The sequence below is a fragment of the Caulobacter sp. GW821-FHT05F04 genome, assembly GCF_059419665.1.
Window position 1 is genome coordinate 160,397 of the sequence record NZ_JBWKSF010000010.1, and the last position, 24,730, is coordinate 185,126.

27 protein-coding genes and 1 pseudogene are annotated in these 24,730 nt (G+C 68.3%); 17 read left to right on the forward strand and 11 right to left on the reverse strand.

The window, feature by feature from the left end; all coding sequences use genetic code 11:
• Nucleotides 1-85: 85 nt before the first annotated feature.
• From AC07R7_RS23020 to AC07R7_RS23030, 3 genes are all read right to left on the reverse strand, one after another.
• The gene (locus AC07R7_RS23020) at nucleotides 86-2,056 is read right to left on the reverse strand and encodes an alpha/beta hydrolase family protein (protein WP_494636720.1); all 1,971 of its coding nucleotides are present in this window, start codon (nucleotides 2,054-2,056) and stop codon (nucleotides 86-88) included.
• Nucleotides 2,057-2,136: 80 nt separating this feature from the next.
• The gene (locus tag AC07R7_RS23025) at nucleotides 2,137-2,463 is read right to left on the reverse strand and encodes a cell division protein ZapA (RefSeq protein ID WP_099575970.1); all 327 of its coding nucleotides are present in this window, start codon (nucleotides 2,461-2,463) and stop codon (nucleotides 2,137-2,139) included.
• 3 nt (nucleotides 2,464-2,466) lie between these two features.
• Complete coding sequence (locus AC07R7_RS23030) at nucleotides 2,467-2,910, reverse strand: hypothetical protein (RefSeq protein ID WP_494636721.1); 444 nt, start codon at nucleotides 2,908-2,910, stop codon at nucleotides 2,467-2,469.
• A gap of 214 nt (nucleotides 2,911-3,124) precedes the next feature.
• Between AC07R7_RS23030 and gap the strand changes: the two genes are divergently transcribed.
• From gap to fba, 4 genes and pseudogenes are all read left to right on the forward strand, one after another.
• A complete protein-coding gene (gene gap, locus AC07R7_RS23035; protein ID WP_099575968.1) occupies nucleotides 3,125-4,132 on the forward strand; it encodes a type I glyceraldehyde-3-phosphate dehydrogenase in 1,008 nt (335 codons plus the stop codon).
• 55 nt (nucleotides 4,133-4,187) lie between these two features.
• Nucleotides 4,188-4,265, forward strand: a pseudogene (locus tag AC07R7_RS23040) (hypothetical protein); the annotation flags it as partial.
• Nucleotides 4,266-4,286: 21 nt separating this feature from the next.
• Nucleotides 4,287-5,477 carry a phosphoglycerate kinase gene (locus AC07R7_RS23045; RefSeq protein WP_494636737.1) on the forward strand — a complete coding sequence of 397 codons (1,191 nt, stop codon included), beginning with the start codon at nucleotides 4,287-4,289 and terminating at the stop codon, nucleotides 5,475-5,477.
• A 252-nt stretch (nucleotides 5,478-5,729) separates the two neighbouring features.
• On the forward strand, nucleotides 5,730-6,821 hold the full coding sequence (gene fba / locus AC07R7_RS23050) for a class II fructose-bisphosphate aldolase (protein WP_492886880.1): 1,092 nt from the start codon (nucleotides 5,730-5,732) through the stop codon (nucleotides 6,819-6,821).
• A gap of 55 nt (nucleotides 6,822-6,876) precedes the next feature.
• Here the strand turns inward: fba and AC07R7_RS23055 are convergent, their stop codons facing one another.
• The 3 genes from AC07R7_RS23055 to AC07R7_RS23065 form a co-directional block, all read right to left on the reverse strand.
• A complete protein-coding gene (locus AC07R7_RS23055) occupies nucleotides 6,877-7,548 on the reverse strand; it encodes an NrsF family protein (RefSeq protein WP_494636722.1) in 672 nt (223 codons plus the stop codon).
• 172 nt (nucleotides 7,549-7,720) lie between these two features.
• Nucleotides 7,721-8,374, reverse strand: coding sequence for an anti-sigma-F factor NrsF (gene nrsF, locus AC07R7_RS23060; RefSeq protein WP_494636723.1), 654 nt, complete (start codon nucleotides 8,372-8,374; stop codon nucleotides 7,721-7,723).
• Nucleotides 8,361-8,900 (reverse strand): sigma-70 family RNA polymerase sigma factor, encoded by a 540-nt coding sequence (locus AC07R7_RS23065; protein ID WP_494636724.1) that lies wholly within the window; start codon nucleotides 8,898-8,900, stop codon nucleotides 8,361-8,363. Before AC07R7_RS23065 ends, nrsF begins: the two co-directional genes overlap by 14 nt.
• A gap of 225 nt (nucleotides 8,901-9,125) precedes the next feature.
• Between AC07R7_RS23065 and AC07R7_RS23070 the strand changes: the two genes are divergently transcribed.
• From AC07R7_RS23070 to AC07R7_RS23085, 4 genes are all read left to right on the forward strand, one after another.
• Nucleotides 9,126-9,416 carry a BufA1 family periplasmic bufferin-type metallophore gene (locus AC07R7_RS23070; RefSeq protein ID WP_492836870.1) on the forward strand — a complete coding sequence of 97 codons (291 nt, stop codon included), beginning with the start codon at nucleotides 9,126-9,128 and terminating at the stop codon, nucleotides 9,414-9,416.
• Nucleotides 9,417-9,560: 144 nt separating this feature from the next.
• Nucleotides 9,561-10,394: an MNIO family bufferin maturase gene (bufB, locus tag AC07R7_RS23075; protein WP_494636725.1), complete on the forward strand. Its 834-nt coding sequence runs from the start codon at nucleotides 9,561-9,563 to the stop codon at nucleotides 10,392-10,394.
• Nucleotides 10,387-11,139, forward strand: coding sequence for an HvfC/BufC family peptide modification chaperone (locus tag AC07R7_RS23080; RefSeq protein WP_494636726.1), 753 nt, complete (start codon nucleotides 10,387-10,389; stop codon nucleotides 11,137-11,139). Before bufB ends, AC07R7_RS23080 begins: the two co-directional genes overlap by 8 nt.
• The gene (locus AC07R7_RS23085) at nucleotides 11,136-11,582 is read left to right on the forward strand and encodes a DoxX family protein (RefSeq protein WP_494636727.1); all 447 of its coding nucleotides are present in this window, start codon (nucleotides 11,136-11,138) and stop codon (nucleotides 11,580-11,582) included. The genes AC07R7_RS23080 and AC07R7_RS23085 overlap by 4 nt, the downstream gene beginning before the upstream one ends.
• Before the next feature lie 148 nt (nucleotides 11,583-11,730).
• Here AC07R7_RS23085 and AC07R7_RS23090 read toward each other — a convergent pair whose 3' ends face one another.
• The 3 genes from AC07R7_RS23090 to AC07R7_RS23100 all read right to left on the reverse strand — a co-directional run bounded on the left by AC07R7_RS23090 (nucleotide 11,731) and on the right by AC07R7_RS23100 (nucleotide 13,288).
• Nucleotides 11,731-12,306, reverse strand: a complete 576-nt coding sequence (locus AC07R7_RS23090) for a tryptophan-rich sensory protein (protein ID WP_492836866.1) — start codon at nucleotides 12,304-12,306, stop codon at nucleotides 11,731-11,733.
• Nucleotides 12,307-12,475: 169 nt separating this feature from the next.
• Nucleotides 12,476-12,955 carry a bacterioferritin gene (gene bfr, locus AC07R7_RS23095; protein ID WP_125159220.1) on the reverse strand — a complete coding sequence of 160 codons (480 nt, stop codon included), beginning with the start codon at nucleotides 12,953-12,955 and terminating at the stop codon, nucleotides 12,476-12,478.
• A 147-nt stretch (nucleotides 12,956-13,102) separates the two neighbouring features.
• Nucleotides 13,103-13,288: a (2Fe-2S)-binding protein gene (locus tag AC07R7_RS23100; protein WP_099575957.1), complete on the reverse strand. Its 186-nt coding sequence runs from the start codon at nucleotides 13,286-13,288 to the stop codon at nucleotides 13,103-13,105.
• A 132-nt stretch (nucleotides 13,289-13,420) separates the two neighbouring features.
• Between AC07R7_RS23100 and thiE the strand changes: the two genes are divergently transcribed.
• The 7 genes from thiE to AC07R7_RS23135 all read left to right on the forward strand — a co-directional run bounded on the left by thiE (nucleotide 13,421) and on the right by AC07R7_RS23135 (nucleotide 19,544).
• Entirely contained in the window at nucleotides 13,421-14,080 is a 660-nt protein-coding gene (gene thiE, locus AC07R7_RS23105; protein ID WP_494636728.1) for a thiamine phosphate synthase, read from the forward strand.
• An 86-nt stretch (nucleotides 14,081-14,166) separates the two neighbouring features.
• Nucleotides 14,167-14,589 carry a hypothetical protein gene (locus AC07R7_RS23110; protein ID WP_492886897.1) on the forward strand — a complete coding sequence of 141 codons (423 nt, stop codon included), beginning with the start codon at nucleotides 14,167-14,169 and terminating at the stop codon, nucleotides 14,587-14,589.
• 301 nt (nucleotides 14,590-14,890) lie between these two features.
• Nucleotides 14,891-15,691 carry an inositol monophosphatase family protein gene (locus AC07R7_RS23115; RefSeq protein WP_492836863.1) on the forward strand — a complete coding sequence of 267 codons (801 nt, stop codon included), beginning with the start codon at nucleotides 14,891-14,893 and terminating at the stop codon, nucleotides 15,689-15,691.
• A 67-nt stretch (nucleotides 15,692-15,758) separates the two neighbouring features.
• Entirely contained in the window at nucleotides 15,759-16,829 is a 1,071-nt protein-coding gene (locus AC07R7_RS23120; protein WP_494636729.1) for a glycerophosphodiester phosphodiesterase, read from the forward strand.
• A 68-nt stretch (nucleotides 16,830-16,897) separates the two neighbouring features.
• Nucleotides 16,898-18,211 carry a hypothetical protein gene (locus tag AC07R7_RS23125; RefSeq protein WP_492886900.1) on the forward strand — a complete coding sequence of 438 codons (1,314 nt, stop codon included), beginning with the start codon at nucleotides 16,898-16,900 and terminating at the stop codon, nucleotides 18,209-18,211.
• Between the two features lie 156 nt (nucleotides 18,212-18,367).
• On the forward strand, nucleotides 18,368-19,300 hold the full coding sequence (locus tag AC07R7_RS23130; RefSeq protein WP_494636730.1) for an iron-containing redox enzyme family protein: 933 nt from the start codon (nucleotides 18,368-18,370) through the stop codon (nucleotides 19,298-19,300).
• A gap of 4 nt (nucleotides 19,301-19,304) precedes the next feature.
• Nucleotides 19,305-19,544: a DUF2188 domain-containing protein gene (locus AC07R7_RS23135; protein WP_494636731.1), complete on the forward strand. Its 240-nt coding sequence runs from the start codon at nucleotides 19,305-19,307 to the stop codon at nucleotides 19,542-19,544.
• Here AC07R7_RS23135 and AC07R7_RS23140 read toward each other — a convergent pair.
• Complete coding sequence (locus AC07R7_RS23140) at nucleotides 19,541-21,394, reverse strand: ABC transporter transmembrane domain-containing protein (RefSeq protein WP_494636732.1); 1,854 nt, start codon at nucleotides 21,392-21,394, stop codon at nucleotides 19,541-19,543. The two genes, AC07R7_RS23135 and AC07R7_RS23140, sit on opposite strands and share 4 nt — an antisense overlap.
• A 124-nt stretch (nucleotides 21,395-21,518) precedes the next feature.
• Between AC07R7_RS23140 and rpmE the strand changes: the two genes are divergently transcribed.
• On the forward strand, nucleotides 21,519-21,743 hold the full coding sequence (rpmE, locus tag AC07R7_RS23145) for a 50S ribosomal protein L31 (RefSeq protein ID WP_125159158.1): 225 nt from the start codon (nucleotides 21,519-21,521) through the stop codon (nucleotides 21,741-21,743).
• A gap of 111 nt (nucleotides 21,744-21,854) precedes the next feature.
• Here the strand turns inward: rpmE and AC07R7_RS23150 are convergent, their stop codons facing one another.
• Nucleotides 21,855-22,340, reverse strand: a complete 486-nt coding sequence (locus AC07R7_RS23150) for a YcgN family cysteine cluster protein (protein ID WP_492886904.1) — start codon at nucleotides 22,338-22,340, stop codon at nucleotides 21,855-21,857.
• Nucleotides 22,341-22,394: 54 nt separating this feature from the next.
• Here AC07R7_RS23150 and pbpC point away from each other — a divergent pair, with 54 nt between their 5' ends.
• Entirely contained in the window at nucleotides 22,395-24,614 is a 2,220-nt protein-coding gene (gene pbpC, locus AC07R7_RS23155) for a multimodular transpeptidase-transglycosylase PbpC (protein WP_494636733.1), read from the forward strand.
• Nucleotides 24,615-24,730: the final 116 nt, after the last annotated feature.

Here is a 24,730-nt window from a genome sequence, read left to right on the forward strand (position 1 = left end):
ACGAGAGCCACAGCAAGACCCGCCGTGGATCAATATAGGGGGTCGGGAGCCCCAGCGATAGAGGCGCCCGCGTCGCAGGCGACGATCAGAGGCCCAGCGACGCCTTCAGGAAGGCGTCGGTCTTGGTCAGCATCTCGGTTCGCGCCGTGTCGTCGTTGAGCTGGTGGTCCAATCCCTTGAACTCGACCAACTCGGCCTTGCGTCCCGCGTCCCGCAGCTTGCGCTCCATCAGCCGCGACTCGCCGATCCCGACATTGGCGTCGAGGTCGCCATGGAACAGCAGGACCGGCGCCTTGATCTTCGCGGCGTTCTGGGCGGGCGAGCCCTCGGTCACGTGCGGGCCCTTGCCGATGAATTCACTGACCTGGAGGTAGTTGGTGAAGTTCAGCGACTCGGCGCGCAGGGTCTCCAGATCGGTGACCGGCGCGATCGCCACGATAGCCTTGAAGAGGTCCGGATCCAGCACCGCCGACTGCAGCGCCGCGTATCCCCCGTACGACCAGCCGACGATGGCCAGCTTGCCCGGCGCGGCGATCCCCTGCTGGGCGAGCCAGCGGCCGCCGTCATTCACATCGCCGATCGCGGTGCGCCAGGACTGGAAGCCGTTCTTCTGGAACCAGTCGGCGCCATAGCCGGCCGAGCCTCGATAGTTGGGTTGCAAGACGGCGTAGCCCTGCTGGGCGAAATACTGGGCGAGCCAGTCGAAGCCCCATTCGTCGCGCGCGCCGGGGCCGCCGTGCGGCATGACGATCGCCGGCAGGTTCTTGCCGTCGCTGCCCGGCGGCAGGGTCAGGTAGCCAGGGATCTGCGTGCCGTCGGCGGCCGGATAGGTCACCGCCTTCACCGTGGCCAGCTTCAACTTTTCCAGCTGCGGCCGGGCGGCGATCAGCTCCTGCAGGTTCCGGGTGGTCTTGTCATAAAGGTAGTAGAGGCCCGGATCGCTGTCGCTGCCGGCGAACAGCAGCAGCTTGGACTCGTCGGCCGAGGCGTCGACGAACGTGATCAGGCGACCCGGCAGCGCCTTGCCCAGCGCCAGACCCAACTTGCGCAAGTCGGGGTCGAAGAATTCGGTCTCGCGCTTGTCGGTGACGTAGGAGACGCCGACCACGCGGCTCTGGCGACCGATCCGAACAAGGCCCGTAACGTCGACGTCGGGCCGCGCCAGCACCAGGTCGCGCTTGAGGCTGTCGTCCAGCGCCGTCTTGTACAAGGCCAGGCGGCCGTCCTTGACGTCGAAGCCGTAGACGACATTGAGCTTGGGATCGACGGCTTCGGGGCTGAAGCCGCTGTAGCCCGTGGCGCCGAGGGTCAGCTGGCCCAACGGCAGCCAGTCGCGGCGTTCAGGCTGGCGATAGAAATAGAGGATCCTGTCGCTGGCGTAGCCCGACGACCGCGTCGGCCGAACGCCCATCACCCGGACGGTCCCGCGCCCATCGCTGATATATTCGATGGCGTTGAGGTTTGACTTCTCGACGGACCGGCGAGCCAAGGTTGTCGTGTCGACGCGATCGACGCCCAGGCCGTCGTCTTCGTTGGCCAGGTGGGTGCCAGTGCCGCGCTCCGGCACATGGTCGCGGGTCATCAGGATCCCGCCCGGCGCGTCGTCGGTGGCCCAGTCGATCACCACGCCGCCGTTCTGCGACATCCGCAACGAGCGGTCGTTTGTCTGGGCGCTGAGCACCTTCAGGTCGCCCCCGTCGCTGTTGATCGCGATCAGGCGGGTGAAGCCCAGGCGGTTCTGGGCGTCCTTCACGACGACATAGATCTGGCAGACCAGGCGCGTATTGGTCGACCAACGGCAGCTCGTCAGCCGTTCGGGGCTGCCGCTGGAGGCGAGGATCGGCTTAGGCGGGCCGGAAGCGGCCGTGTCGACCACCTCAAGGTGGACGCCGCGCCCCGCGGTCGGGACGATCATCGCCACCTTCTGGCCGTCGGGCGACAGGCTGATCTGCTGGATGTATTCGCGCGCGCCGAACGCGGCGGCAGTGGAATCCGCCGCTATGGCGGGGCCGCTCAAGGCCAAGCCCAGAAGCCCGAACGTCGCCAGCACTCTCATCGAAGCCCTCTTCCGAAACAAGCCCCGAGGGTAGGGAATACAGCGGAGAGAACAACCTCAAGTTATAGCGAGCGGAGCGCCTACTCCGCCGCCAGCTTCTCGATCTTCTCGGCGGCCGCGTCCAGCGCGCGGATGGCGGCGATCTCGGCCTTGGTGCCGTCCTGGTTCAGGCGGGCGATCTCGGCGTTGGCGTGGGCCAGGCGCAGCTTCATGTCCGACAGCTCGTCGGCCAGCAGCAGGGCGCCCATCAGGAACAGCCGCGTCTCGCCCAACTGGCCGACGTCGGAGCTGACCTGGCGGACCTGGCGGTCGAACAGCCGCGCCAGTTCCGAGAGATGCGGCTCCTGGCCGTCCTCGCAGCCAACCATGTAGGGCCGGCCGTTCACGTGGATGGTCACTTGGGCCATGCGTCAGGCCTCCCCCCGATCGCGGACTTTGGGATCGCCTGCCTTGGGCGCGTCGAACAGGTCGTCGTCCTGCAGCGGCGCGACGGCGTCCTCGGCTTCGTCGTCGTCATGCGCGTGGTCATCATTGGCCACGAACTCGTCGCCGAGCGCGGAACGGATTTCCGCGATGGCGCGGCCCAGGGCGGCGGAGGCCTGCTCGCCGGCTTCCTCCAGCGCCTTTTCACGTTCGCGGGCGGCTTCCAGGTCGGCGACCAGGCGCGTGCGCTCTTCGTCATCGAAGAGGCCCGGCTCGGCGGGGGACGACGACGCGGCGGGAGCAGCGGCGGCGGCCGCAAGCGCGCGCTCGACCTCGGCGGCCCTGGCCGCCTGGCGCTGCTCAAGCTGAGCCACCGCGCGCTCCAGACGGCGCACGGCCAGGTCGAGGGCCGTACCGTCGGCCGGGATCATCGGCGATTTCCAATCATGCGACGCAACATATAGATGAGCCCCGTCTATGCCAGTCGTCAGGGCGACATTTGGGCGGCGCGGAGCCCATAGCAGCATTTACCGAAGCCGTGTCAGTTTCTAGGCCTTGACTCAGCGCCTTTCCCCCGCAAAACGCGCACCCAAATAGGGAACGCCGATCGAACTCGATCGCGCGGTCATAACAGGAGAACGACCCATGGCTATTCGCGTCGCCATCAACGGCTTCGGCCGCATCGGACGTCTGGTCCTGCGCTCCATCGCCGAGCATGGCCGCCGCGACATCGAGGTCGTCTCCATCAACGACCTGGGTCCCGTCGAGACCAACGCCCACCTGCTGCGCTACGACAGCGTCCACGGTCGCTTCCCGGGCGTGGTCACCTCGGGCGAGGACTGGATCGACGTCGGCATGGGCAAGATCAAGGTCACGGCGATCCGTGATCCCAAGGATCTGCCGCACAAGGAACTGAACGTCGACATCGCGTTCGAGTGCACCGGCATCTTCACCGCCCGCGACAAGGCCGCCCTGCACCTGGAAGCCGGCGCCAAGCGCGTATTGGTGTCCGCTCCCGCGGACGGGGCCGACAAGACCATCGTCTACAAGGTCAACCACGAGACCCTGACCGCCGACGACATCGTCGTCTCGAACGGTTCGTGCACCACCAACGCCCTGGCCCCGGTCGCCAAGGTCCTGCACGACCTGGTCGGCATCGAGCGTGGCTACATGACCACGATCCACAGCTACACCGGCGACCAGCCGACGCTGGACACCATGCACAAGGACCTCTATCGCGCCCGCGCCGCGGCCCTGAGCATGATCCCGACCTCGACCGGCGCCGCCAAGGCCCTGGGCCTGGTTCTGCCGGAACTGAAGGGCAAGCTGGACGGCAGCTCGATCCGCGTCCCGACCCCGAACGTCTCGGTCATCGACCTGAAGGTCGTGCCGACGCGCGACACCGACGCCGCCGAGGTCAACGCCGCCCTGCAGGCCGCCGCCGACGGTCCGATGAAGGGCGTGCTGTTCACCACGACCGACCCGCTGGTCTCGTCGGACCTGAACCACATCGCCGCCAGCTCGACGGCCGCCCTGCCCCAGACCCAGGTCATCGAGGGCAAGCTGGTCCGCGTGCTCAGCTGGTACGACAACGAGTGGGGCTTCGCGACCCGCATGAGCGACACCGCTCTTGAGATGGCGAAGTTCCTGTAAGGAACGCACCACCAAACCCCGCTCTCGCAAGGAGCGGGGTTTTCCTTGGCCCGCCCTCGTCCTTCGACAGGCTCAGGATGAGGGCTATTGCCGATCTCTTGAACCTCATCCTGAGCTTGTCGAAGGACGAGGTTCACCCACCGCAGGACGACCGATGACCTTCCGCACCCTCGACACCGCCGATCTCGCCGGCAAGCGCGCCCTGGTCCGGGTGGACTTCAACGTGCCGGTCGATGGCGGGAAGATCACCGACGACACCCGCCTGCGCGCGGCCCTGCCGACCATCCACTACCTGTCCCAGCAAGGCGCCAAGGTCGTGCTGCTGGCCCACTTCGACCGCCCCAAGGGCAAGGTCGTTCCGGAGATGAGCCTGGCCTTCGTGGCCGAGCCGCTGTCGGCGCTGCTGGAGCAGCCGGTCGCCTTCGCCAGCGATTGCATCGGCTCTGAAGCCGCCAAGGTCGTCGACAGTCTGGAAAGCGGCGGCGTGGCCCTGCTGGAAAACGTCCGCTTCCACGCCGGCGAAGAGAAGAACGATCCCGCGTTCGCCAAGGCCCTGGCCGCCAACGGCGACGTCTATGTCAACGACGCCTTCAGCGCCGCCCACCGCGCGCACGCCTCGACCGAAGGCCTGGCCCACCTGCTGCCGGCCTATCCGGGCCTGGCGATGCAGCGCGAGCTGGAAGCCCTGGACGCCGCCCTGGGCAATCCCAAGAAGCCGGTGATCGGCATCGTCGGCGGCTCCAAGGTCTCGACCAAGCTGGATTTGCTGCGCAACCTGGTGACCAAGCTGGACTATCTGGCCATCGGCGGCGGCATGGCCAACACCTTCCTGCACGCGGCCAAGATCGATGTCGGCGCCTCGCTGTGCGAGCCCGACCTGGCCGACACCGCCCTGGAAATCATCGACCTGGCGGGCGCGGCCGGCTGCAAGCTGCTGCTGCCGACCGACGTGGTGGTGGCCAAGAGCGTCAAGCCGGGCGTCCACGCCGAGACCCGCAATGTCTATGACGTCCAGCCCGACGACCTGATCCTGGACGCCGGCCCCGAGACGGTGAAGACCCTGCTGGCGGCCATGGACGCCAGCAAGACCCTGATCTGGAACGGCCCGCTGGGCGTGTTTGAAGTCCCTCCGTTCGACGAGGCGACCGTTTCGGCGGCAAAGCACGCCGCGCAACTGGCGAAATCGGGTAAGATCGTGGCCGTGGCCGGCGGCGGTGATACGGTGTCGGCCCTGAACCACGCGGGCGTGTCGGCCGACATGACGTTCGTCTCGACCGCCGGCGGCGCGTTCCTGGAATGGATGGAGGGCAAGACGCTTCCGGGCGTCGCGGCCTTGGAGGCTTGAGAATCTGACTAGTTTTCTCCGATCTCCCCGGCGAATGCCGGGGCCCAGATGGACGAGCGCTGAAGCGATTTCCAAGAACACCGCGTTCTTCCAATCAGCCCAAGCGCCTTGGGATCTGGGTCCCGGCATTCGCCGGGAAGATCGGAAGAGTTTAAGTACGCAGACTGACCAAACGGGCAGAGAACGCACAAGCGTCACGGCCCCAAAAACAAGAAACGACCCAACCACTTAACGCTTGCAGGAGAGAACTACGTGGCTCGCATCACGCTGCGCCAGCTGTTGGACCATGCCGCCGAGCATGAGTACGGCTTGCCCGCCTTCAATATCAACAACATGGAACAGGGCCTGGCGATCATGGAGGCGGCCGAGGCCGTCAACTCGCCCGTGATCATCCAGGCGTCGCGTGGGGCGCGGAACTACGCCAACGACATCATGCTAGCCAAGATGATCGACGCTCTGGTCGACATCTATCCGCACATCCCGGTCTGCATGCACCAGGACCACGGCAACGGCCCGGCGACCTGCGCCACGGCGATCCAGTACGGCTTCACCTCGGTGATGATGGACGGCTCGCTGATGGAAGACGCCAAGACCCCGGCCTCCTACGAGTACAATGTCGAGGTCACCCGCAAGGTGGTCCAGATGGCCCACAGCTGCGGCGTCTCGGTCGAAGGTGAACTTGGCGTGCTGGGAAGCCTGGAAACCGGCATGGGCGAAGCCGAGGACGGCCACGGCTTCGAGGGCAAGCTCAGCCATGACGAGCTGCTGACCGATCCGGACCAGGCGGTCGACTTCGTCGCCCAGACCGGCGTCGACGCCCTGGCCATCGCCATGGGCACCAGTCATGGCGCCTACAAGTTCACGCGCAAGCCGGACGGCGACGTCCTGGCCATGAACGTGATCGAGGAAATCCACCGCCGCCTGCCCAACACCCACCTGGTAATGCACGGCTCGTCGTCGGTCCCGCAGGACCTGCAGGACATCATCAACCAGTACGGCGGCGAGATGCCCCAGACCTGGGGCGTGCCGGTCGAAGAGATCCAGCGCGGCATCAAGCACGGCGTGCGCAAGATCAATGTCGACACCGACAACCGCATGGCCATCACCGGCGCGATCCGCAAGATCCTGGTCGAGAAGCCGGGCGAGTTCGACCCGCGCGCCTATCTGAAGCCCGCCAAGGAAGCCATGCGCAAGGTCTGCCAGGCCCGCTTCGTCGAGTTCGGCTCGGCCGGCCACGCCGACAAGATCAAGGCGCTGTCGACCGCGACCATGGCCAAGCGCTACCACTCGGGCGAACTGCACGCCAAGTTCGGCGGCGACGCGGCCAAGGCCGCCGCCGAGTAGGCGTCGATCCGTTGAAGACGAAGAGGCCTCCCGGCGCGATCCGGGAGGCCTCTTGCTATTCGGCGGCCGCGAGAAAAAGGCGGCGGCGGGCGAGCAGCTTGGCCGCGCCGGCCCCGACCGCGCCGCAGAGCAGCATGGCCAGGGTGAACCAGGGCCCCACGAACGCGTAGGTTCCCTGCCAGCAGTGCAGGCCGTCGACCGTCGCCGCGACGCCCCCGCAGAACAGGCCGCAGGCGAAACCGGTGAACGCGGGCCGCTCCAGGTCGATGTCGCGCAACCCGGCCGCCACCAGGGCCAGCATCGGCGCGGCGATGACCAGGATGTCGCCAAGACAGGTGGCGGCGCTCGGCCAGTCGGGGGCGGTGAGCGCCTCGGCGCCCGCGCCGGACGCCTGGACGGCGGCGGCGATCAGCATGGCGCAGGCCAGGGCCCCCGCCCCGGCCAAGGCTCGGAACCCGCCGACGCACGCGCGCGCCAACAGGGTCGCGGCGGCCAGGGCGCAGAGAGCGACGGCGGCGGGATAGATCGCCTTGATCCAGAAAAAGGCGCGGGTGGCGGCGACCGGCAGGTCCGGCCGCAGATCCAGCCAGACCAGAATCATCAGCACGCCGGCCAGGGCGCCGGCGGCGGCGGCCTCGGCCAGTCGCCATGGCAGGGTCGCGGCCGACCAGATGGGCGCGCCAGCCCTCATCCCGCTTATCGGGGCGACGGTGTCGTCGATCGTCACGCGTCTCTCCCCACAGAGTCGTATGGCGGTTCACTAGCGCCTATCGCGTCTCATTCGCGAAGGCCGCGGCACTTCAGTCGCGGAACATCGGTTTGTCAATCGACCGGAGCGCGACGACACGAAACTTGATCGTCGCTAGATCTGGCGACAGCTCGCCAACTGGCGGCCTTGCCTACCAGCGCAGCGCCCAGCGCCCGACCGCCGCGCCGAGGGCGGCCAGGGACAGCACCCCGAGGCTGTACCAGAGGGCCACGAAGGTGAAGGTGTTCTCGGCGCAGTGCAGGCCATAGACCGTCGCCGCCACGCCGCCCGCGAACAATCCCGTCGCCAGGCCCGCCAGGGTTGGCCGAGTCGGGGCCATGCCGCGCACGACCCACAGACCCAGGGCCAGCATCGGCAGGCCCAGGACCAGGATATTGCGGCTGCAGACATGCCAGGAATGGCCGCGCAGCATGTGCAGCGTCATCTGGATGTCGGGGCTCATCATCGCCTGGACGACGCCCGCGACCGAAAACGCCGCCAGGACGGACAGGCCCAGGATCCAGCCGCGGCGGCCCGATCCACCCGGCCGCGACAGCCGCTCGACGGCCAGGTAGCCGGCCGCGCCCAGCAGGGCGGTGTAGAGCGCCTTCATCCAGAACATGCCGCCGCGCATGGCCGGCATCAGGTCATGGCGGGTATGCAGCCAGGCCAGCACCAGGACCAGGGCCGCCAGGGCGCCCAGGCCGGCGACCATCGCCAGACGCCGGGGCGGAGCGCGCGTCGGCCCAAAATCCGTGGCCTGGGCGTCCGAGGCCAGGGCGTCGATCAGATCATCCGTTCGCACGGCGCATCCTTTCGGCCAGGGCCTTCAGCGCCCGGTGCAGGGCGACCTTGGCCGCCCCTTCGGTCATGCCCGCCTTCGCGCCCGCCTCGGCCAGGGACAGGCCGGTCAGCTTGACGTCGGAGACGAGGATCCGCTGCTTTTCGGGCAGAGTGGCCAGGGCGCGGTCCAGCTCGAGGCCGACGCCCGGATCGGGCTCGTCGGCGGCCAGGAATTCGATGTGGTCCTCGATCGGCAGGGCCTGGCGGATCTTCCGCCGCCGCCAGTGGTCGATCAGCTTGTAGCGCGCCACCGCGTGCGCCCAGCCGGTGAACGACTGGGACGAATCCCAGGTCGACCGCTTGAGATGCACCGCCAGCAACGTCTCCTGCACCAGATCCTCCACATCGCCGGGCGCGCCGGACATCCGTCGCGCGAAATAGGCGCGCAGCCGGACGCCAAGAACGGCCAGACACTCGCGATAGGCGGCGGCGTCACCGTCCAGCCCGCGCAGCATCAGCGCCTTCAAACGGGTCTCGGTATCCGTCACGCACACCCCTATTCGCGCGGGAAGGGCCGATGGTTACACGGTGTCGCGCCGCGCCGGAACCGCCCGAGACCGCCGCGCCGAAATTTTGTTCTCCCCGTTTTTTGTTCGGCGACCGGTGTAACCTTCACGGCGGAAGCTTCGTATCTCCCATCGACCGGGCGACGACATGCCGCTCCGGCCAGCAACGATCCCAAGACTTCCCCAAGAACACCAAGGAGACACCCCATGAACCGCACCGCCACCACCGCCGCCCTCGCCGCCGTCCTCGCCCTCTCGGCCGGCGTCTCGATGGCCTCGGCCGACGAACACATGAAGACCGGCGCCAAGGTCGAGATGGAAAAGTGCTACGGCGTGGCCAAGGCCGGCGAGAACGACTGCAAGGCGGGCGCGGGCACCTCGTGCGCCGGCACCTCGAAGGTCGACTACCAGGGCGACGCCTGGAAGCACGTGGCCAAGGGCGCGTGCGTGACCATGAAGACCCCGAAGGGCATGGGTTCGCTGACCCCGAAGGCGTAAAGCCCGGCAACATCCATTCTTGTCATCCCGGCCGCAGCGAAGCGGAGAGCCGGGACCCAGGGGGAGCCGCTATGCGCTTGGCCCCTGGGTCCCGGACAGCCTCTGCGAGGCTTCCGGGATGACAAGGATTTTGAGAGCTTCCCCATGACCCCCACCGCCGGCCTTGGCCTCAAGTCCCAGCACTATGCCGACGCGCTCGCGTGCGAGGCTCAGGGCCTGTGGTTCGAGGTCCATCCCGAGAACTACATGTCGGCTGGTGGTCCGCGTCTGGCGGCGCTGGAGGCCATCCGCGCGCGCCGGCCGCTGTCGCTGCACGGCGTGGGCCTGTCCCTGGCCGCCGACGCCGATCCGGACCCCGAGCACCTGGCCGCCCTCAAGCGCCTGGCCGACCGGTTCGAGCCGTTCGTGATCTCCGAGCATCTGGCCTGGTCGACGCACCGAGGCTTGCACCAGCCCGATCTCCTGCCCTTTCCGCGCACCCACGCCGCCCTCGCCCGCATCGCCGCCAATGTCGGCCGCATGCAGGACGCCCTGGGCCGCAAGGTGCTGATCGAGAACCCGTCCCTCTACCTGCCCCTGACCGGCCATGACCTGGGCGAGGTCGACTTCCTGAAGGCCCTGGTCGCCCAAACCGGCTGCGGCCTGCTGGTCGACGTCAACAACGTCTTCGTCAGCGCCAGCAACCTCGGCTACAGCGCGCAGGCCTATCTGGACGCCCTGCCGGCCGAGGCGATCGGCGAGATCCACCTGGCCGGCCACGGCGCCGATGAAGGGGGATCCGACCTGCTGATCGACACCCACGGCGCGCCGGTGGCCGAGCCCGTCTGGACGCTCTATCGCCGGCTGATCGACAGCATCGGCCCCCGCCCGACCCTGATCGAGCGCGACGACGACATTCCCGACTTCGCGACGCTGATGACCGAGCGCGACCGCGCCGCCGCCCTGCTGGAGCCCGTCCTGGAGCCTGTTCATGCCTGAGCTGCTGGACTTCCAGGACGCCTTCGTCGCGGCCCTCGGTGGCGAGCGCGCCGCCCTGTCGCCCTGGCTCGCGCCCGGCGCCAGCGAGGCGGGGCTGTCGGTCTACCGCAACACCATCGCCAAGGGCAGCGTCGACGCCCTGGCCGCCAACTTCCCGACCGTGCTGTCCATGGTCGGCGAAGAGTGGTTCCGCGCCGCCGCCGCGCTGTTCGCCCGCGAGGCCCCGCCGACCAGCGCGGCCCTGCTGGACTACGGCGAGGACTTTCCCGCCTGGCTGGGCCGCTTCCCGCCGGCCCACGACCTGCCCTATCTCGCTGGCGTCGCCCATCTCGACCGCCTGTGGACCGAAACCCTGTTCGCCGCCGAGGCGCCGGCCCTGACCGCCGGGGCGCTGGCCGCCTTGCCGCCCGAGGCCCTGGCCGAGACGCGGCTCGCCCTGCACCCCAGCGCCCGCTTCGCCGCCTTCGAGGCCGGCCTGCCCAGCCTGTGGTCGGCGGCCCGCGCGGGCCATGAGGACCTGGAGCTCTCGGAGGCTCCCGAAGCGCTCCTCTGCCTTCGCGCCAACGGCGTCGTCACGCATCGCGTGATCAGCGAGGCCGAAACCGAATTCCTCCGCGCTTGCCGCGAGGGCCAGACCACCGCCCAGGCCGCCGAGCGCGTCCTGACAACCCATCCCGCCGCCGACCTCGCCGCGCTGTTCGCCGGCCTGATCGCCGACGGCGCCTTCATGGACATCGACCAATGACCGCCGCCGCTCTTCGCGCCCCCTTCGACGTCTTCGCCCGGATCGCCGGCAAGGTTCTGACCGAGGATGTCCTGGCCCTCGTCGCCCGCTTCGGCGTGGCGGCGATCTTCTTCCAGTCGGGCCGCACCAAGGTCGACGGGCTGCTGCACATCAAGGACAGCACCTATTCCCTGTTCGAGACCGAATACCACGTGCCGCTGCTGTCGCCGGAGGTGGCGGCGCACGCGGCGACCTATTCGGAGCACCTGTTCTCGATCCTGCTGGTGCTGGGCCTGTTCACCCGGCTCTCCGCGCTGGCCTTCCTGGGCATGACGGCGGTGATCGAGATCTTCGTCTATCCCGACGCCTGGCCGACCCACCTGTCGTGGGCGGGCCTGCTGCTGCTGCTGATCGCGCGCGGCGGCGGGCGTTTCAGCCTGGACCGGGTGCTGAAGATCGCTTGAGCCTCCCCACACCCGATCTTCCCGGCGAAAGCCGGGACCCAGATCGCAGGGCTGTGAGGCGCATGCAGAAACACCCGCGATCCTCTCCGGAACGCGGGCGCTCCTGCATCTGGGCCCTGGCTTTCGCCGGGGAGAACGGATGGTAGGGCTAATGAATCGTCGGCATGCGCGGCACGGGCTTGCGCCACAGCTGCGAGGTCAGGGCGTTGGCGATGCCGATCCAGCCGAAGTCGGGAGCGACACCGCCGCCGACCTTGCGGGCCTCGATCGCATAGGCCGCCGAGGCCGTCAGCGAGGCCGTGGCCGCGCCCAGCTGGCCGCCCAGGCGCTTGGCGCCCAGGCCCAGCCACAGGGCGTTGAAGCCCTGCACCAGGCTCCAGATCGTCAGGGCGCGGGTGCGGGCGGGGCTGGCCGGGGCGTTCCAGGTGCGCAGGCCCGACAGGGTCATGGCGATGAACAGCGGCGGCAGAAGCAGGCTGGTCAGCGGCTTGGGCTGGTGGGCCACCGGTTCGTGCATCTCGGCGAACTCGACGGCGTACATCTCGTCGTCCAGCACCCGCTCGTGCCGGCGCCCCATCACCATGGCCGCGATGATCGCGCCGCCGGCCAGGGCCGCGCCGACGCCGATCTGCGCCGCGGGATGAAGGCCTTCCCGCCTTTCCAGCTCGAACGCCTCGCGTCCAGCCAGGGCGCGTTCCCGCGACTTTCCGTTGGCGACATGCATGGCGGGACTCCCTCGTGAACTCGCAAGGTCAAACAGCCCAGCTGAATCTTGGTTCCAGCGCGACCGGGCCATCCACACATGATGGCGTGTTCCCCGCATCGCGCCAGCTGAAAACGCGCTTACGGTATCGCGACCTTAGGCCGTCCGCGACCTTCAGCGCAAAGACGGTTCAGGCCGGCAGTTCCCCCACCGCCGATTGCAGGTAGTTCTGCTCGCCCAGCGCCTTGACCAGGCCCAGCTGCATCTCGAGGAAGTCGATATGCTCCTCGGTGTCGCTGAGGATCTCGCGCAGCAGCTCGCGGCTGACATAGTCGCGGGCCTGTTCGCACTGGACGATGCCGGGGATCAGGGTCTCGCGGCCGCCGACCTCGACGGCCAGGTCGCTGGCCAGGCATTCCGGCACGGTCTCGCCGATCTTCAGCTTGTGCAGGTCCTGGAGGTTCGGCAGCCCTTCCAGGAACAGGATGCGGTTGATCAGCTTGTCGGCGTGTTTCATCTCGCCGATCGATTCGTCATACGTGATCTTGCCGAGGCGCTTGAAACCCCAGTTGTCGTACATCCGCGCGTGCAGGAAGTACTGGTTGACCGCCGTCAGTTCGTTGGTGAGCACCGCGTTGAGCAGTCGGATGATGCCGGGATCGCCCTGCATGGCGGCCTCCTTGAAGTTCACGTGTTCGGCCGGAACCTGGGGCAAGCCGAAACCGGCTTCAACCTGAATATGTGCGAGTCGCTCGCGCTCTCACGGAAATCCGCGCGAACGCTGGGCGGATCCCTGAATTTGCTGGTGTTCGAGCCGCTACTCGGCGGCGAAGGCCAGCGCTTCGCGGTTGTCCTGGATCATCTGGCGCATTTCGCAGACGCACTTGGCGCACTGGGCCTGGCAACCCTTGTGACGGAAGATGTCCGCCGGGCGCGTGGCGCCAGCGTCGATGGCGGCGCGCACTTCGCGCTCGCGGATGCCGTTACAATTGCAGACGTACAAGGCAGAACGCCCTACCCGATTGAGTGTCATTCTCATCTAGCCACTCACGACAGCTTTTGCAACTGACTCTCACTACGGTTCATAGCGGCTAGGTGTCGCGGGGCGGCTCGAATTGGCTTAAAGCCCAGCCTTATGACGCTCGCCTGCCGCCTCTATCTGATCACCCCGCCGTCCCTGCCCGACCTGGCCGCCTTCGGCCGCCAGCTGGCCAAGGCCCTGGAAGGCGGCGACATCGCCGCCCTGCAGATCCGCCTAAAGGACGCCCCGGACGAGGTGATCGCCGCCGCCGTCGAGGCCCTAGGGCCGATCGCCCAGGCCCACGACGTGGCCGTGATCCTCAACGACCGCCCCGATCTGGCCGCCCGCCTGCCGGTCGACGGCGTCCATGTCGGCCAGTCGGACATGGCCCTGAAGGATGCGCGCAAGCTGATGGGCCAGCGGATGGTCGGCGTCACCTGCCACGACAGCCGCCACCTGGCCATGGAAGCGTCCGAGGCCGGCGCCGACTACGTCGCCTTCGGGGCCTTCTTCCCGACGACGACCAAGGACGCCCCGACCACCGCCGAACCCGAGATCCTGACCATCTGGCAGGAGACGATGGAGATCCCCTGCGTGGCCATCGGCGGCATCACCGCCGCCAACGCCGCGCCCCTGGCCACGGCCGGCGCGGACTTCCTGGCCGTCTCGGCCGGGGTCTGGGCCTATCCGGAAGGCCCTGACGCGGCCGTCGCCGCGCTGAACGCCGCGATCGTCGAGGGCCTGAGCGCGAGGTCGGGGGCCGGCCGCGAATAAGGCCAAATAACGGCGTTCCCTTGTGACGCGCCGCACATCGGCATAGCTTCCCCCTCAGCGAACAACGATAAATGGGGAGGACGCCGATGAAGCGACTCGAAGTGTGTTTGCTTAGCGTAACGGTCCTGGCGCTTTCGACGTCGTTGATCTCGACGGGCGCGACCGCCGAGACCTGGAAGCAGGCTCCAGGAGACACCAAGTCCTACTACGACGCGGACTTCACCCGCGTGGACCAGGCCACCGGGTTGATCGTGACCCGCGTCGCCGAAGGCCAAGCGAACGGCCCCTACAAGAACTGGCCGGCCAGCAAGGGTCCGATCCTGGTCTTCGCGCTCGACTGCGCGGCCGACAAGTGGATGGACCTTGGCATGGACTTCGACGGCTCCAAGGGCCTGCCCAAGGGCTGGCGCAAGGAAGCCAAGATCGACGACATCTCCGGCGCCGTCGGCAAGGCCGGCAAGCTGCTCTGCGAGACCAAGGACACCCTGCCGAAGGTCGAGCTGCCTTAGCCTCCAATCCGATCTTCCCGGCGAAGGCCGGGACCCAGATCGAACCCATTGGCTTCAACGAGGTGGCGAGGCCGCGAGGCGCGCCGTCCCAAGTCATTCCGGATGGATCTGGGCCCCGGCCTTCGCCGGGGAAATCGGTGTTTTGATACGTGTCCGGCCTTAACCATCTCGAACCGCGCCCATCTTGCCTTCGGGCCTGTGGACGACTAGGTTCCGCGCCCGTTCTTTCACACCGTCGACCTACCGCTCCGCCGCCGGACCTTCCGGCGGGCGTCGACGGCTTTCTTGAGGATTACACGCCTTGGCTACGCCTTCCGCCCTTCTGAACGTCATGATCGACGCGGCCCGGAAGGCCGCCCGTGGCCTGGCTCGCGACTTTGGTGAAGTCACGGAACTGCAGGTCTCGAAAAAGGGCGCGGCGGACTTCGTCACCAACGCCGACATCAAGGCCGAACAGACCCTGTTCGAGATCCTGACCAAGGCCCGCCCGGGCTACGGCTTCCTGGGCGAAGAGCGCGGCATGATCGAAGGCACCGACAAGACCCACACCTGGATCGTCGACCCGCTGGACGGCACCACCAACTTCATGCACGCCATCCCGCACTTCGCGGTCAACATCGCCCTGCAGCGCGAGGGCGAAGGCGTCGTCGCCGGCGTCACCTACAACCCGATCACCAACGATCTGTTCTGGGTCGAAAAGGGCAAGGGCGCGTTCCTGGGCGCCGAGAAGCGCCTCCGCGTCGCCGCGCGTCGCAACCTCGACGAATCCGTGCTGGCCACCGGCGTGCCGTTCGCCGGCAAGCCGGGCCACGGTCAGTTCCTGAAGGAACTGCACCAGGTCAGCCAGAAGGTCGCCGGCGTCCGCCGCTTCGGCGCCGCCGCCCTGGACCTGGCCTGGGTCGCCGCCGGCCGCTTCGATGCCTACTGGGAGCGCAACCTCAACCCGTGGGACGTCGCCGCCGGCGTGCTGATGGTCCAGGAGTCGGGCGGCAAGGTCACCACGATCGATGACGACGACCACGACGTCGTGCAGGGCAAGTCGATCCTGGCCAGCAACCAGGACCTCTATCCGCTGATCCTCGAGCGGCTGCGGGCGGCGTAGTTTTTGTGATGGCGAGGGCGTCAAACCCCTCGCCAAACCGTCACATCCCGGCGCTAAATCGCGCCCCATGACCCTGCTCACCCGTCGCGCCATGACCACCGCCGCGCTCGCCGGCACGCTGCTGCCCGGTTTCGCCCGCGCCCAGGCCAGAAAGCCTATCGTCATCGGCCACCGCGGCTGCAGCGGCGAGCGGCCCGAGCATACCGCCCTGGCCTACGAGCGCGCCATCGAGCAGGGCGCGGACTTCATCGAGCCGGACCTGGTCCCGACCAAGGACGGCCACCTGGTGGCGCGCCACGAGAACGAGATCGGCGGCACGACCGACGTCGCCAGCCGTCCCGAATTCGCTGGCCGCAAGGCGACCAAGACCATCGACGGCGAGCAGGTCACCGGCTGGTTCGTCGAAGACTTCACCCTGGCCGAGATCAAGACCCTGCGCGCCCGCGAGCGGCTGCCGCAGCTGCGTCCGGCCAGCGCCGCCTTCGACGGTCAGGCCCAGATCCTGACCTACGAGGAGGTCGTGGCCATCGCCAGGGCCGGCAGCCAGCGCACGGGTCGCGTGATCGGAACCTATCCCGAGCTGAAGCACCCGACCTATTTCGCCTCGATCGGCCTGCCGACCGAGGACCGCCTGGTGGCGAAGCTGAAGGCGCTGGACCTGAACTCGGCGAGCGCGCCGGTGTTCGTGCAGTGCTTCGAGGTCGGCGCGCTGAAGAAGCTGCGCGCCAAGACCCCCGCGCGCCTGGTGTTCCTGGTCGACGGCGAGGGTGGTCCGGCCGATCTGCCGAACGTCAAATACGCCGACCTGATCACCGCCCAGGGCCTGAAGGACGTCGCCGTCTATGCCGACGGTCTGGGCCCGAACTGGAGCCTGGTCGTTCCCAACGACAAACAGGTCCTGCTGCCGGCCACCGACCTGGTCAAGAACGCCCACGCCGCGGGCCTGCAGGTCCACCCCTGGACGGTGCGGGCCGAGAACTACTTCCTGCCCGCCAGCTTGCGGAAAGGCGATCCCGCGGACCCCGCCTTCCTCGCCATGCACGGCGACGTCGCGCCGGTGTTCAAGGCGCTTTACGCGGCGGGCGTCGACGGCGTGTTCAGCGACTTCCCGGGACTGGCGGCCGCCTCGCGAGGGTAGCCCGGCGCCTCTTGCCGAGACGGCCCGGACCGGTGCAGCGTGCCGGCCGAACTCCCAGGGGAAGCCTCATGAAGATCCGCCACGTCGTCTCCACGGCCGTCCTCGCCGCCGCGCTCATGCTGGGCTCGGCCGCCGCCGCCCAACCCGCCCGGACGGCGTCCAGCGAGTTGCTGGACCGCGTCGCCGAGGACTTCGTGCGCATGACCCTGGAGGCCGGCGAGCGCGAGCCCGGCTATGTCGACGCCTATTACGGCCCGGTCCACCTGATGGACACCGCCAAGGCCGCCCCACGCCCGGTCTCGGTGCTGCGCAAGGAAGCCGACCGCCTGATGACCCTGGTGGTCGCCGCCAAGGACAAGCAGTTGTCGCCCGACGAGCGCCGCCGCAAGCTGTTCCTGAAGGGCCAGATCAAGGCCGCCCAGACTCGCCTGGCCATGATCGCCGGCGACAAGTTCAGCTTCGAGGACGAGGCGCAGGGCCTGTTCGGCGTCCGCCCGGTGATCAAGCCGCTGAAGAGCTACGACCCAATCCTGGCCCGGATCGACAAGCTGGTCCCGGGCAAGGGCGATCTCGCCGCCCGTGTCGACGCCTTCCAGAACCGCTACGTGATCCCGACCGACAAGGTGGAGGCGGTGATGCAGGCGGGCATCGCCGCCTGCAAGGCCAAGACCGAAGAGCACATCAAGCTGCCGGCCGGCGAGCGCTTCGACATGGAGTTCGTTACCAAGAAGCCGTGGAGCGGCTACAACTGGTACAAGGGCGGCGCCCACAGCCTGATCCAGATCAACACCGACCTGCCGATCTACATCAGCCGCGCGCTCGACCTGGGCTGCCACGAGGGCTATCCGGGCCACCACGTGCTGAACGCCCTGCTGGAAGAGAAGCTGACCAAGGACAAGGGCTGGGTGGAGTTCTCGGTCTATCCGCTGTTCTCGCCGCAGTCGTTCATCGCCGAGGGCAGCGCCAATTTCGGCATCGAGCTGGCGTTCCCGGGCAAGGCCAAGACCGAATTCGAGCGTGACAAGCTCTACCCGCTGGCGGGCCTGGATCCGAAGACGGCCGAGGCCTATGGCGAACTGCAGGACGCCAAGGCGGCGCTGTCCAGCAGCGGCAACACCATCGCGGCCCTGTACCTCTCCGGCAAGATGACCAAGGAACAGGCCGTCCGGGCGCTGATGAAGTACACGCTCTATTCGCGCGGCGGAGCCGAGAAGCGGGTGTCGTTCATCGAGACTTACCGCTCGTACGTGATCAATTACAACATCGGCCAGGACATGGTTCGCGACCACGTCTACCGGGCCGGCAAGACCCAGGACGCGCGTTGGAAGGCCATGGAGCGTGTGATCAGCGAGCCGACCGTTCCGGCGGATCTGCGCAAATAGCCAAGCCTGTGCAATAGCTTGGCGCGCGCCCGCGTCGCTTTGCCGACACAGGAACGCAATACGCGCCATCACCGTTTGCCCCCTCGCCGCCGCCTTTTGGCGGCGTAGGGGTCGCCTCGCCTGGCGGCCTCTCCTTCAAGACCAAGGAGTGTGTCCGTGTACGGTGGCGAGCGACTTTCCCGCCTGGGCGCGTTCAGCCCGCGGTTCCCCGACGCCGAGGCCCTGCACAAGGGTCTGGCCCATTGGAACCACGTCCGCCTGTCTCCGGCCGCGCCTTCAGAGGGCTGGCGCGAGGAGCTGGACCAGGAAATCAGGATGCGCCGGATCGAGGGCGCGTTCATCGAGGCGTTCCGTCTGCACGTCGCCCCGTTGGTCGAGGACGTCCCGCAAGATCCCGACGGCTTCATCGCCTGGTTCGAGGCGCTGAAGGACCACGGCCCCGGGCAGTGGGACCCGCTGTTCGACTGGCTGGAAGGCGAGGCCTCGCTGGAGGACCTCAAATGGTTCCTGACCCAGGAGGCGGCCGGCGAAGCCGGCTTCGACGACCTGGTGGCCCTGACCCAGGTCAAGATCCCCGACCGCGCCAAGCTCGAACTCGCCCGCAACTACTGGGACGAGATGGGCCGCGGCGGCGCCAAGGGCATGCACGGTCCGATGCTGACGCGGACCACCGCGACCCTGGGCCTAACGCCGACCATCGACACCACCCTGTGGCCGTCGCTGTGCCTGGCCAATGTCATGACCGCCTTCGCCACCACCCGCCGCTATGTATGGCAGTCGATCGGCGCCCTGGGCGTGGTCGAGCTGACCGCCCCGACCCGCGTGGCCTGCGTCGACGCCGGCCTCAAGCGGGTCGGCGTCGCGGCCGAGGCCCGCAAATACTTCGCTCTGCACGCCCAGCTGGACATCGAGCACTCCAGGGCCTGGAACGCCGAGGCCCTGGTTCCGCTGGTGTCGGAGGATCCCTCCCGCGCCCGATACATCGCCGAGGGGGCGGTCATGCGCCTGATCTGCGGCGAGCAGTGCTTCGACACCTACCGCGCCCACCTGTGGGCCCACGCCCATCCCCTGGTCTACGCGGCGGAGTAGGACGATGGCCTGCCTGTTCGAGGTCTCGCCCTATGACGGCGGCTGGTGCGTGAAGATCGGCGACACCGGCGAGGTGCTGTTCTTCACCGGCCGCCGCCGGGCCGTGGCGGAAGCCCACGACTTGGCGCGCGCCTGGCCGGCCACGGCCGAGGTCCGCATCCATGGCCGTTCGGCCGAGGCGCGCTCGTTCGAAGCGTGGTTCGAGGATCCGCCAGAGCCTATTGGGGCGGTAGCCGGCGCCTAAGCCGCCTCGACCCCGAACTGCAGGCGAGCCAGCCGCGCATAGAGGCCGCCCTTGGCGAAGAGCTCGGTGTGGGTGCCCTGCTCGACCACGCGGCCTTCCTCCATAACCACGATGCGGTCGGCCTTCAGCACGGTGGCCAGGCGGTGGGCGATGACCAGGGTGGTGCGGCCGGCCATGGCCGCGTGCAGGGCCTGCTGGACAAGGCGCTCGCTCTCGGCGTCGAGGGCGCTGGTGGCCTCGTCCAGCAACAGGATCGGCGCCTGACGGACCAGGGCCCGGGCGATGGCCAGGCGCTGACGCTGGCCGCCCGAAAGGGTCTTGGCGCGCTCGCCGACCGGGGTGTCGAAACCCTGCGGCAGGGCGGAAAGGAAGCCGGCGGCCTGGGCGGCCTCGGCGGCGGCCCGGACCTCGGCCTCGGTGGCGTCGGCGCGGCCGAAGCGGATGTTGTCCATGGCCGAACCCGAGAAGAGCGGCGAATCCTGACCCACCAGGGCCATGCGGGCGCGAACCTCCGACGGCTCGACGTCGCGCAGGTCGACGCCGTCCAGGCGGATCGCCCCGGACTGTGGGTCATAGAAACGCAGGAGAAGCCGCAGAACGGTGCTCTTGCCCGCCCCCGAAGGGCCGACCAGGGCGACCGTCTCACCGGGCTTCACGGCCAGATCGAAGCCGTTCAGAGCTGGCAGGTCGGGGCGACCGGGATAGGCGAAGACCACGTTCTCGAAGGCGATCGCCCCTTGGGCCGGGACCGGCAGGGCCTTGGGCGCGGCCGGGGCGGCGATGTCGGGCTTGGCGTTCAGCAACTCGGAAATACGGTCCATGGCCCCGGAGGCCTTCTGGACGTCGCCCCAGACCTCGCCCAGGGCCCCGATCGCGCCGGCGGCCATCACCGCCAACATGGCGAACTGGGCCAGGGTGCCGCCGGTCATCTCGCCGGCCAGGACGAGGCGCGCGCCGGTCCACAGCAGCAGGGTGACGCCGCCGAAGGCCAGGGTGATGACCATGGCGGTCATGCTGGCCCGAGTGGTGATCCGGCGCACCGAGGCCTTGTAGGCCTCTTCCACCGCCCCGCCGAAGCGCAGCGAGGAGGCCTGCTCGCGGCCGAAGGCCTGCACCGTCTCCAGGGCGTCCAGGCTCTCGCCGGCATAGCCGACCGCGTCGGCGAAGCGGTCCTGGGCGGTGACGGTCAGCTTGCGCACGCGGCGGCCGACCAGGAACATCGGGGCCAGGATCACCGGCACCATCAGCACGATGAAGCCCGCCAGCTTCGGCGAGACCACCGCCATGTAGCCGAGGCCGCCCACCAGGCTGAGGATGTTGCGCAGGGCGATCGAGGCCGAGGCGCCGACCAGTTGCTCGATCAGCGAGACGTCGGTGGTCAGGCGCGACAGCACCTCGCCCGTGCGGGTCTTCAGGAAATATTCCTGGTCCAGGCCCAGGGTGTGGCCGTAGAGCGCGCGGCGCAGATCGGCCACGACCCGCTCGCCCAGGCGGGTGATGAAGAAGAATCGCAGGGCGGTGGCGATGGCCAGCACCATGGCCACCGCGCCGAGGCCCAGGAAGGCGCTGTTGATCTCGCTGCCCTGACCCTTGGCGAATCCGTGGTCGATCACGTCCTTGAAGGCGGCGGTCAGGCCCAGGGTCGCCCCGGTCGAGAACAGCAGGAAGAAGGCCGCCGCGATCCCGTCGCCCTTGTGCGCCTTGACGAAAGGCAGCAGGTGGGCGAGCGGGCGGATGTCCTTGCGGCGCGGTCGCCGGGCCTTGGCCTCGGCCATGCCCTGGACCAGTTCTGCCCCCGCGCCGGGACGGCCTTCGGCCTTTTGGTCGCCGCCGTTCGCGTCAGTCATCAACAGTCCCTTGCCAAAATCGCGCGGGTTCTTTATAGCCGCCCGTCTTCGAGGGCCACCCCGCGCGTGCGCGGAGGGCGCTTAACCCAATTCACACTCGCCGGCTTAGTCGGACTGGATCGCCGCCATGAAACAAGACATTCACCCCGACTACCACTTCATCACCGTCACCCTGACGGATGGCTCGAACTACCAAACCCGTTCGACCTACGGCAAGGAAGGCGCGACGCTGGCGCTCGACATCGACCCGCGCACCCACCCGGCGTGGACCGGCGGCAACGCCCAGCTGATGGACCGCGGCGGCCGCGTCTCGCGCTTCAACGCCAAGTTCGCTGGCTTCACCAAGAAGTAAGAAGCTTAAAGCTTCTCGCCGTAAGGGCGACGAAAAGCCGGCGCCGCGTTTGCGGGCCGGCTTTTTCCGTATCTGGGGTCCAGGTTCCTTCTCCCCTTGCGGGAGAGGGAACTACTCCTCCGGATCGTAAGGATCATCCCCGCGATCGCGCATCAGGTCGGTCGCCACGAAATCCATGGCGTCCTCGGCGTCCTTGAAGCTCAGCTCCGACACCGTCTGGTCGCGCACCGAGACGCCCGCCTTGTGGGGGCTGTCCGGATCGCCGGTGATCAGCGGATGCCAGCGCGGCAGGTCCTTGCCCTCGTGGATCCGGCGATAGCCGCAGGACAGCGGCATCCACTCCAGATCCTCGATATTGTAGGGCGTCAGCTTGATGCAGTCCGGCACCGTCTTCTTGCGGTTCGGATAGTCCTTGCAGCGGCAGAGATGCGCGTCGAGGAGCTGGCAGTGCACCCGCGTGGGGATGATTTCGCCAGTATCTTCGTCTTCGAAGCGAACGAGGCAGCAAAGGCCGCACCCATCGCATAGGCTCTCCCACTCGGGGACGGTCATCTCGGAGAGCGTCTTCGTCTCCCAGAAAGGTTTGCGTGGCGTCATGGCGCCGTCCTAAACCCGATTTACCTGGCGAACAAACAGAGCCTGACGCAAACCGTGAACGACTGGACCCTTCCGCCGTACAAATTCGACGACAAGGATCCGTCCAAACGCAGGCCGGAGCCTGCCGCCGGCGCGCCGCCCGAGCCGCCCCACGACCCGTGGGCGCAGCCGGAGCCGCTGCGGGATCCGTTCCAGCTGTCCCCGCCCCCCCCGCCGTCCTATCAGCCTCCGCCGCCCCCTCCGCCGCCGGAGGAGCCCTTCCGCGCCGACCTCAAGCACCGCGCCGCCAGGAAGAAGGCCCGCAAGTGGGGCTGGATCTGGGGCGTGCTGCTGGTCTCGTTCCTGGTTGGCGTGCTCGCCGCCGGCGGCGGCGCGGCCTATGTCTGGCAGAAGTACCTCAAGGACACCCCGCCCCTGCCCTCGCGCGCGGCGCTGTTCGCGGTCAACCGCGCGCCCGGCATCCGCTTCGAGGACCGCAACGGCCAGGTGATCGCCACGCGCGGCCCGCGCTATGGCCAGCGCATCACCCTGGGGGCGGTGCCCAACTACGTGCCCCAGGCCTTCCTGGCGGCCGAGGACCGGCGTTTCTACCAACACGGACCGATCGACGCCCAGGGCATCGTCCGGGCCGCCTGGGTCAACTGGCGCGGCGGCAAGACCAAGCAGGGCGCCTCGACCCTGACCCAGCAGCTGGCCAAGGGCCTGTTCCTGACGCCCGACCGCGTCGTGAAGCGCAAGCTCCAGGAGATGCTGCTGGCCTGGAAGCTCGAGCAGGTTCTGACCAAGGACGAGATTCTCGAGCTCTATCTGAACCGCATCTATTTCGGGGCCGGCACCTACGGCGTCGACGGCGCGGCCCAGACCTATTTCGGCAAGCCCGCCAGCCAGCTCACCCTGTCCGAGGCGGCCCTGCTGGCCAGTCTGCCCAAGGCTCCTTCGCGCCTGGCCCTGACCAACGACATGGAGCGCGCCCTGGCCCGCTCGCGCCTGATCCTGGCCAACATGCGCAAGGAAGGCTGGATCACCGCCGAGCAGGAGAGTCGCGCGCTGGACGACACCCCGCGCCTGTCGCCTATGGCCCTGCAGGACGAGGGCGACTACGGCTGGGTGCTGGACTACGCCACCACCGAGGCCGTGAAGATCGCCGGCCAGAACGCGCCGGACCTGGTGGTGCGCCTGACCATCGACCCGCTGCTGCAGCGCGAGGGCGCCGAGGTCGTGCGCCAGACCATGGCCACCGAAACCACCCGCTCGGGCGCGCGCCAGGCGGCCCTGCTGTCGCTGTCGACCGACGGCGCCATCCGGGCCATGGTCGGCGGCACGGACTATGGCGAGAGCCCGTTCAACCGCGCCGTCCAGGCCCGCCGCCAGCCGGGCTCGACCTTCAAGCCGTTCGTCTACGCCGCCGCTGTCGAGAAGGGCGTGCTGCCCACCGACATCCGCGTCGACGAGCCGGTCAGGTTCGGCGACTGGAGCCCCGAGAACTACAGCGGCGGCTATCGCGGTCCGATGACCGTCGAGCGCGCGCTGATCAACTCGATCAACACCGTGGCCGTGAAGCTGGGCCAGGAGGCCGGCGGCGCGGCGATCGGCGATCTCGTCCGCCGCTTCGGCATCACCACCCTGCCGCCCGTCCCCGACCTGTCGGTGGCCCTGGGCTCGTACGAGGTGAGCCTGCTGCAGCTGACCTCGGGCTTCCAGGTCTTCCAGCAGGGCGGCGTCCGGGTCGAGCCCTATGTCATCGAGGCGGTCACCACCCAGGACGGCCAGGCGCTGTTCCAGCACCAGCCTCCCCAGGCCGAGCGCCGCGTCTATGACGTCGGCCACGCCAGCATCATGGTCAAGATGATGAAGAAGGTGGTCACCGAGGGCACGGCCAAGCGCGCCGCCTTCGGCCGTCCGGCGGCCGGCAAGACCGGCACCAGCCAGAACTGGCGCGACGCCTGGTTCGTCGGCTTCACGCCCGACTACGTGACCGGCGTCTGGGTCGGCAATGACGACGAGAAGCCGATGAACAAGGTGGTCGGCGGCGACATCCCGGCCAGCATCTGGCGCCGCTTCATGATGACCGCCCACCAGACCCTGGCGGTCCGCGACTTCGACTGGTTGCTGCCGGACCCCGCGCCGCAGACCGAGCCGGATCCGCGCAACGGCTACTACGAGACCCTGTCGGCCGAGTTCGCCCGCGCGGCCTCGGAACTGGACGCGGCGGCGAAGGCGGCCGAGACCATGGCGCCGACCGCCCCGCCGCCGCCGGAGCGGTTGCCTTACTGACCTAAATTCTTGTCATCCCGGAAGCCTCGCAGAGGCGGTCCGGCGACTGTGTTGGGTCAAGCGGGTTTTTGCCAAGGCTGGCCGGATTTAAGCATGCCGTTTGCGGCGACGACGAT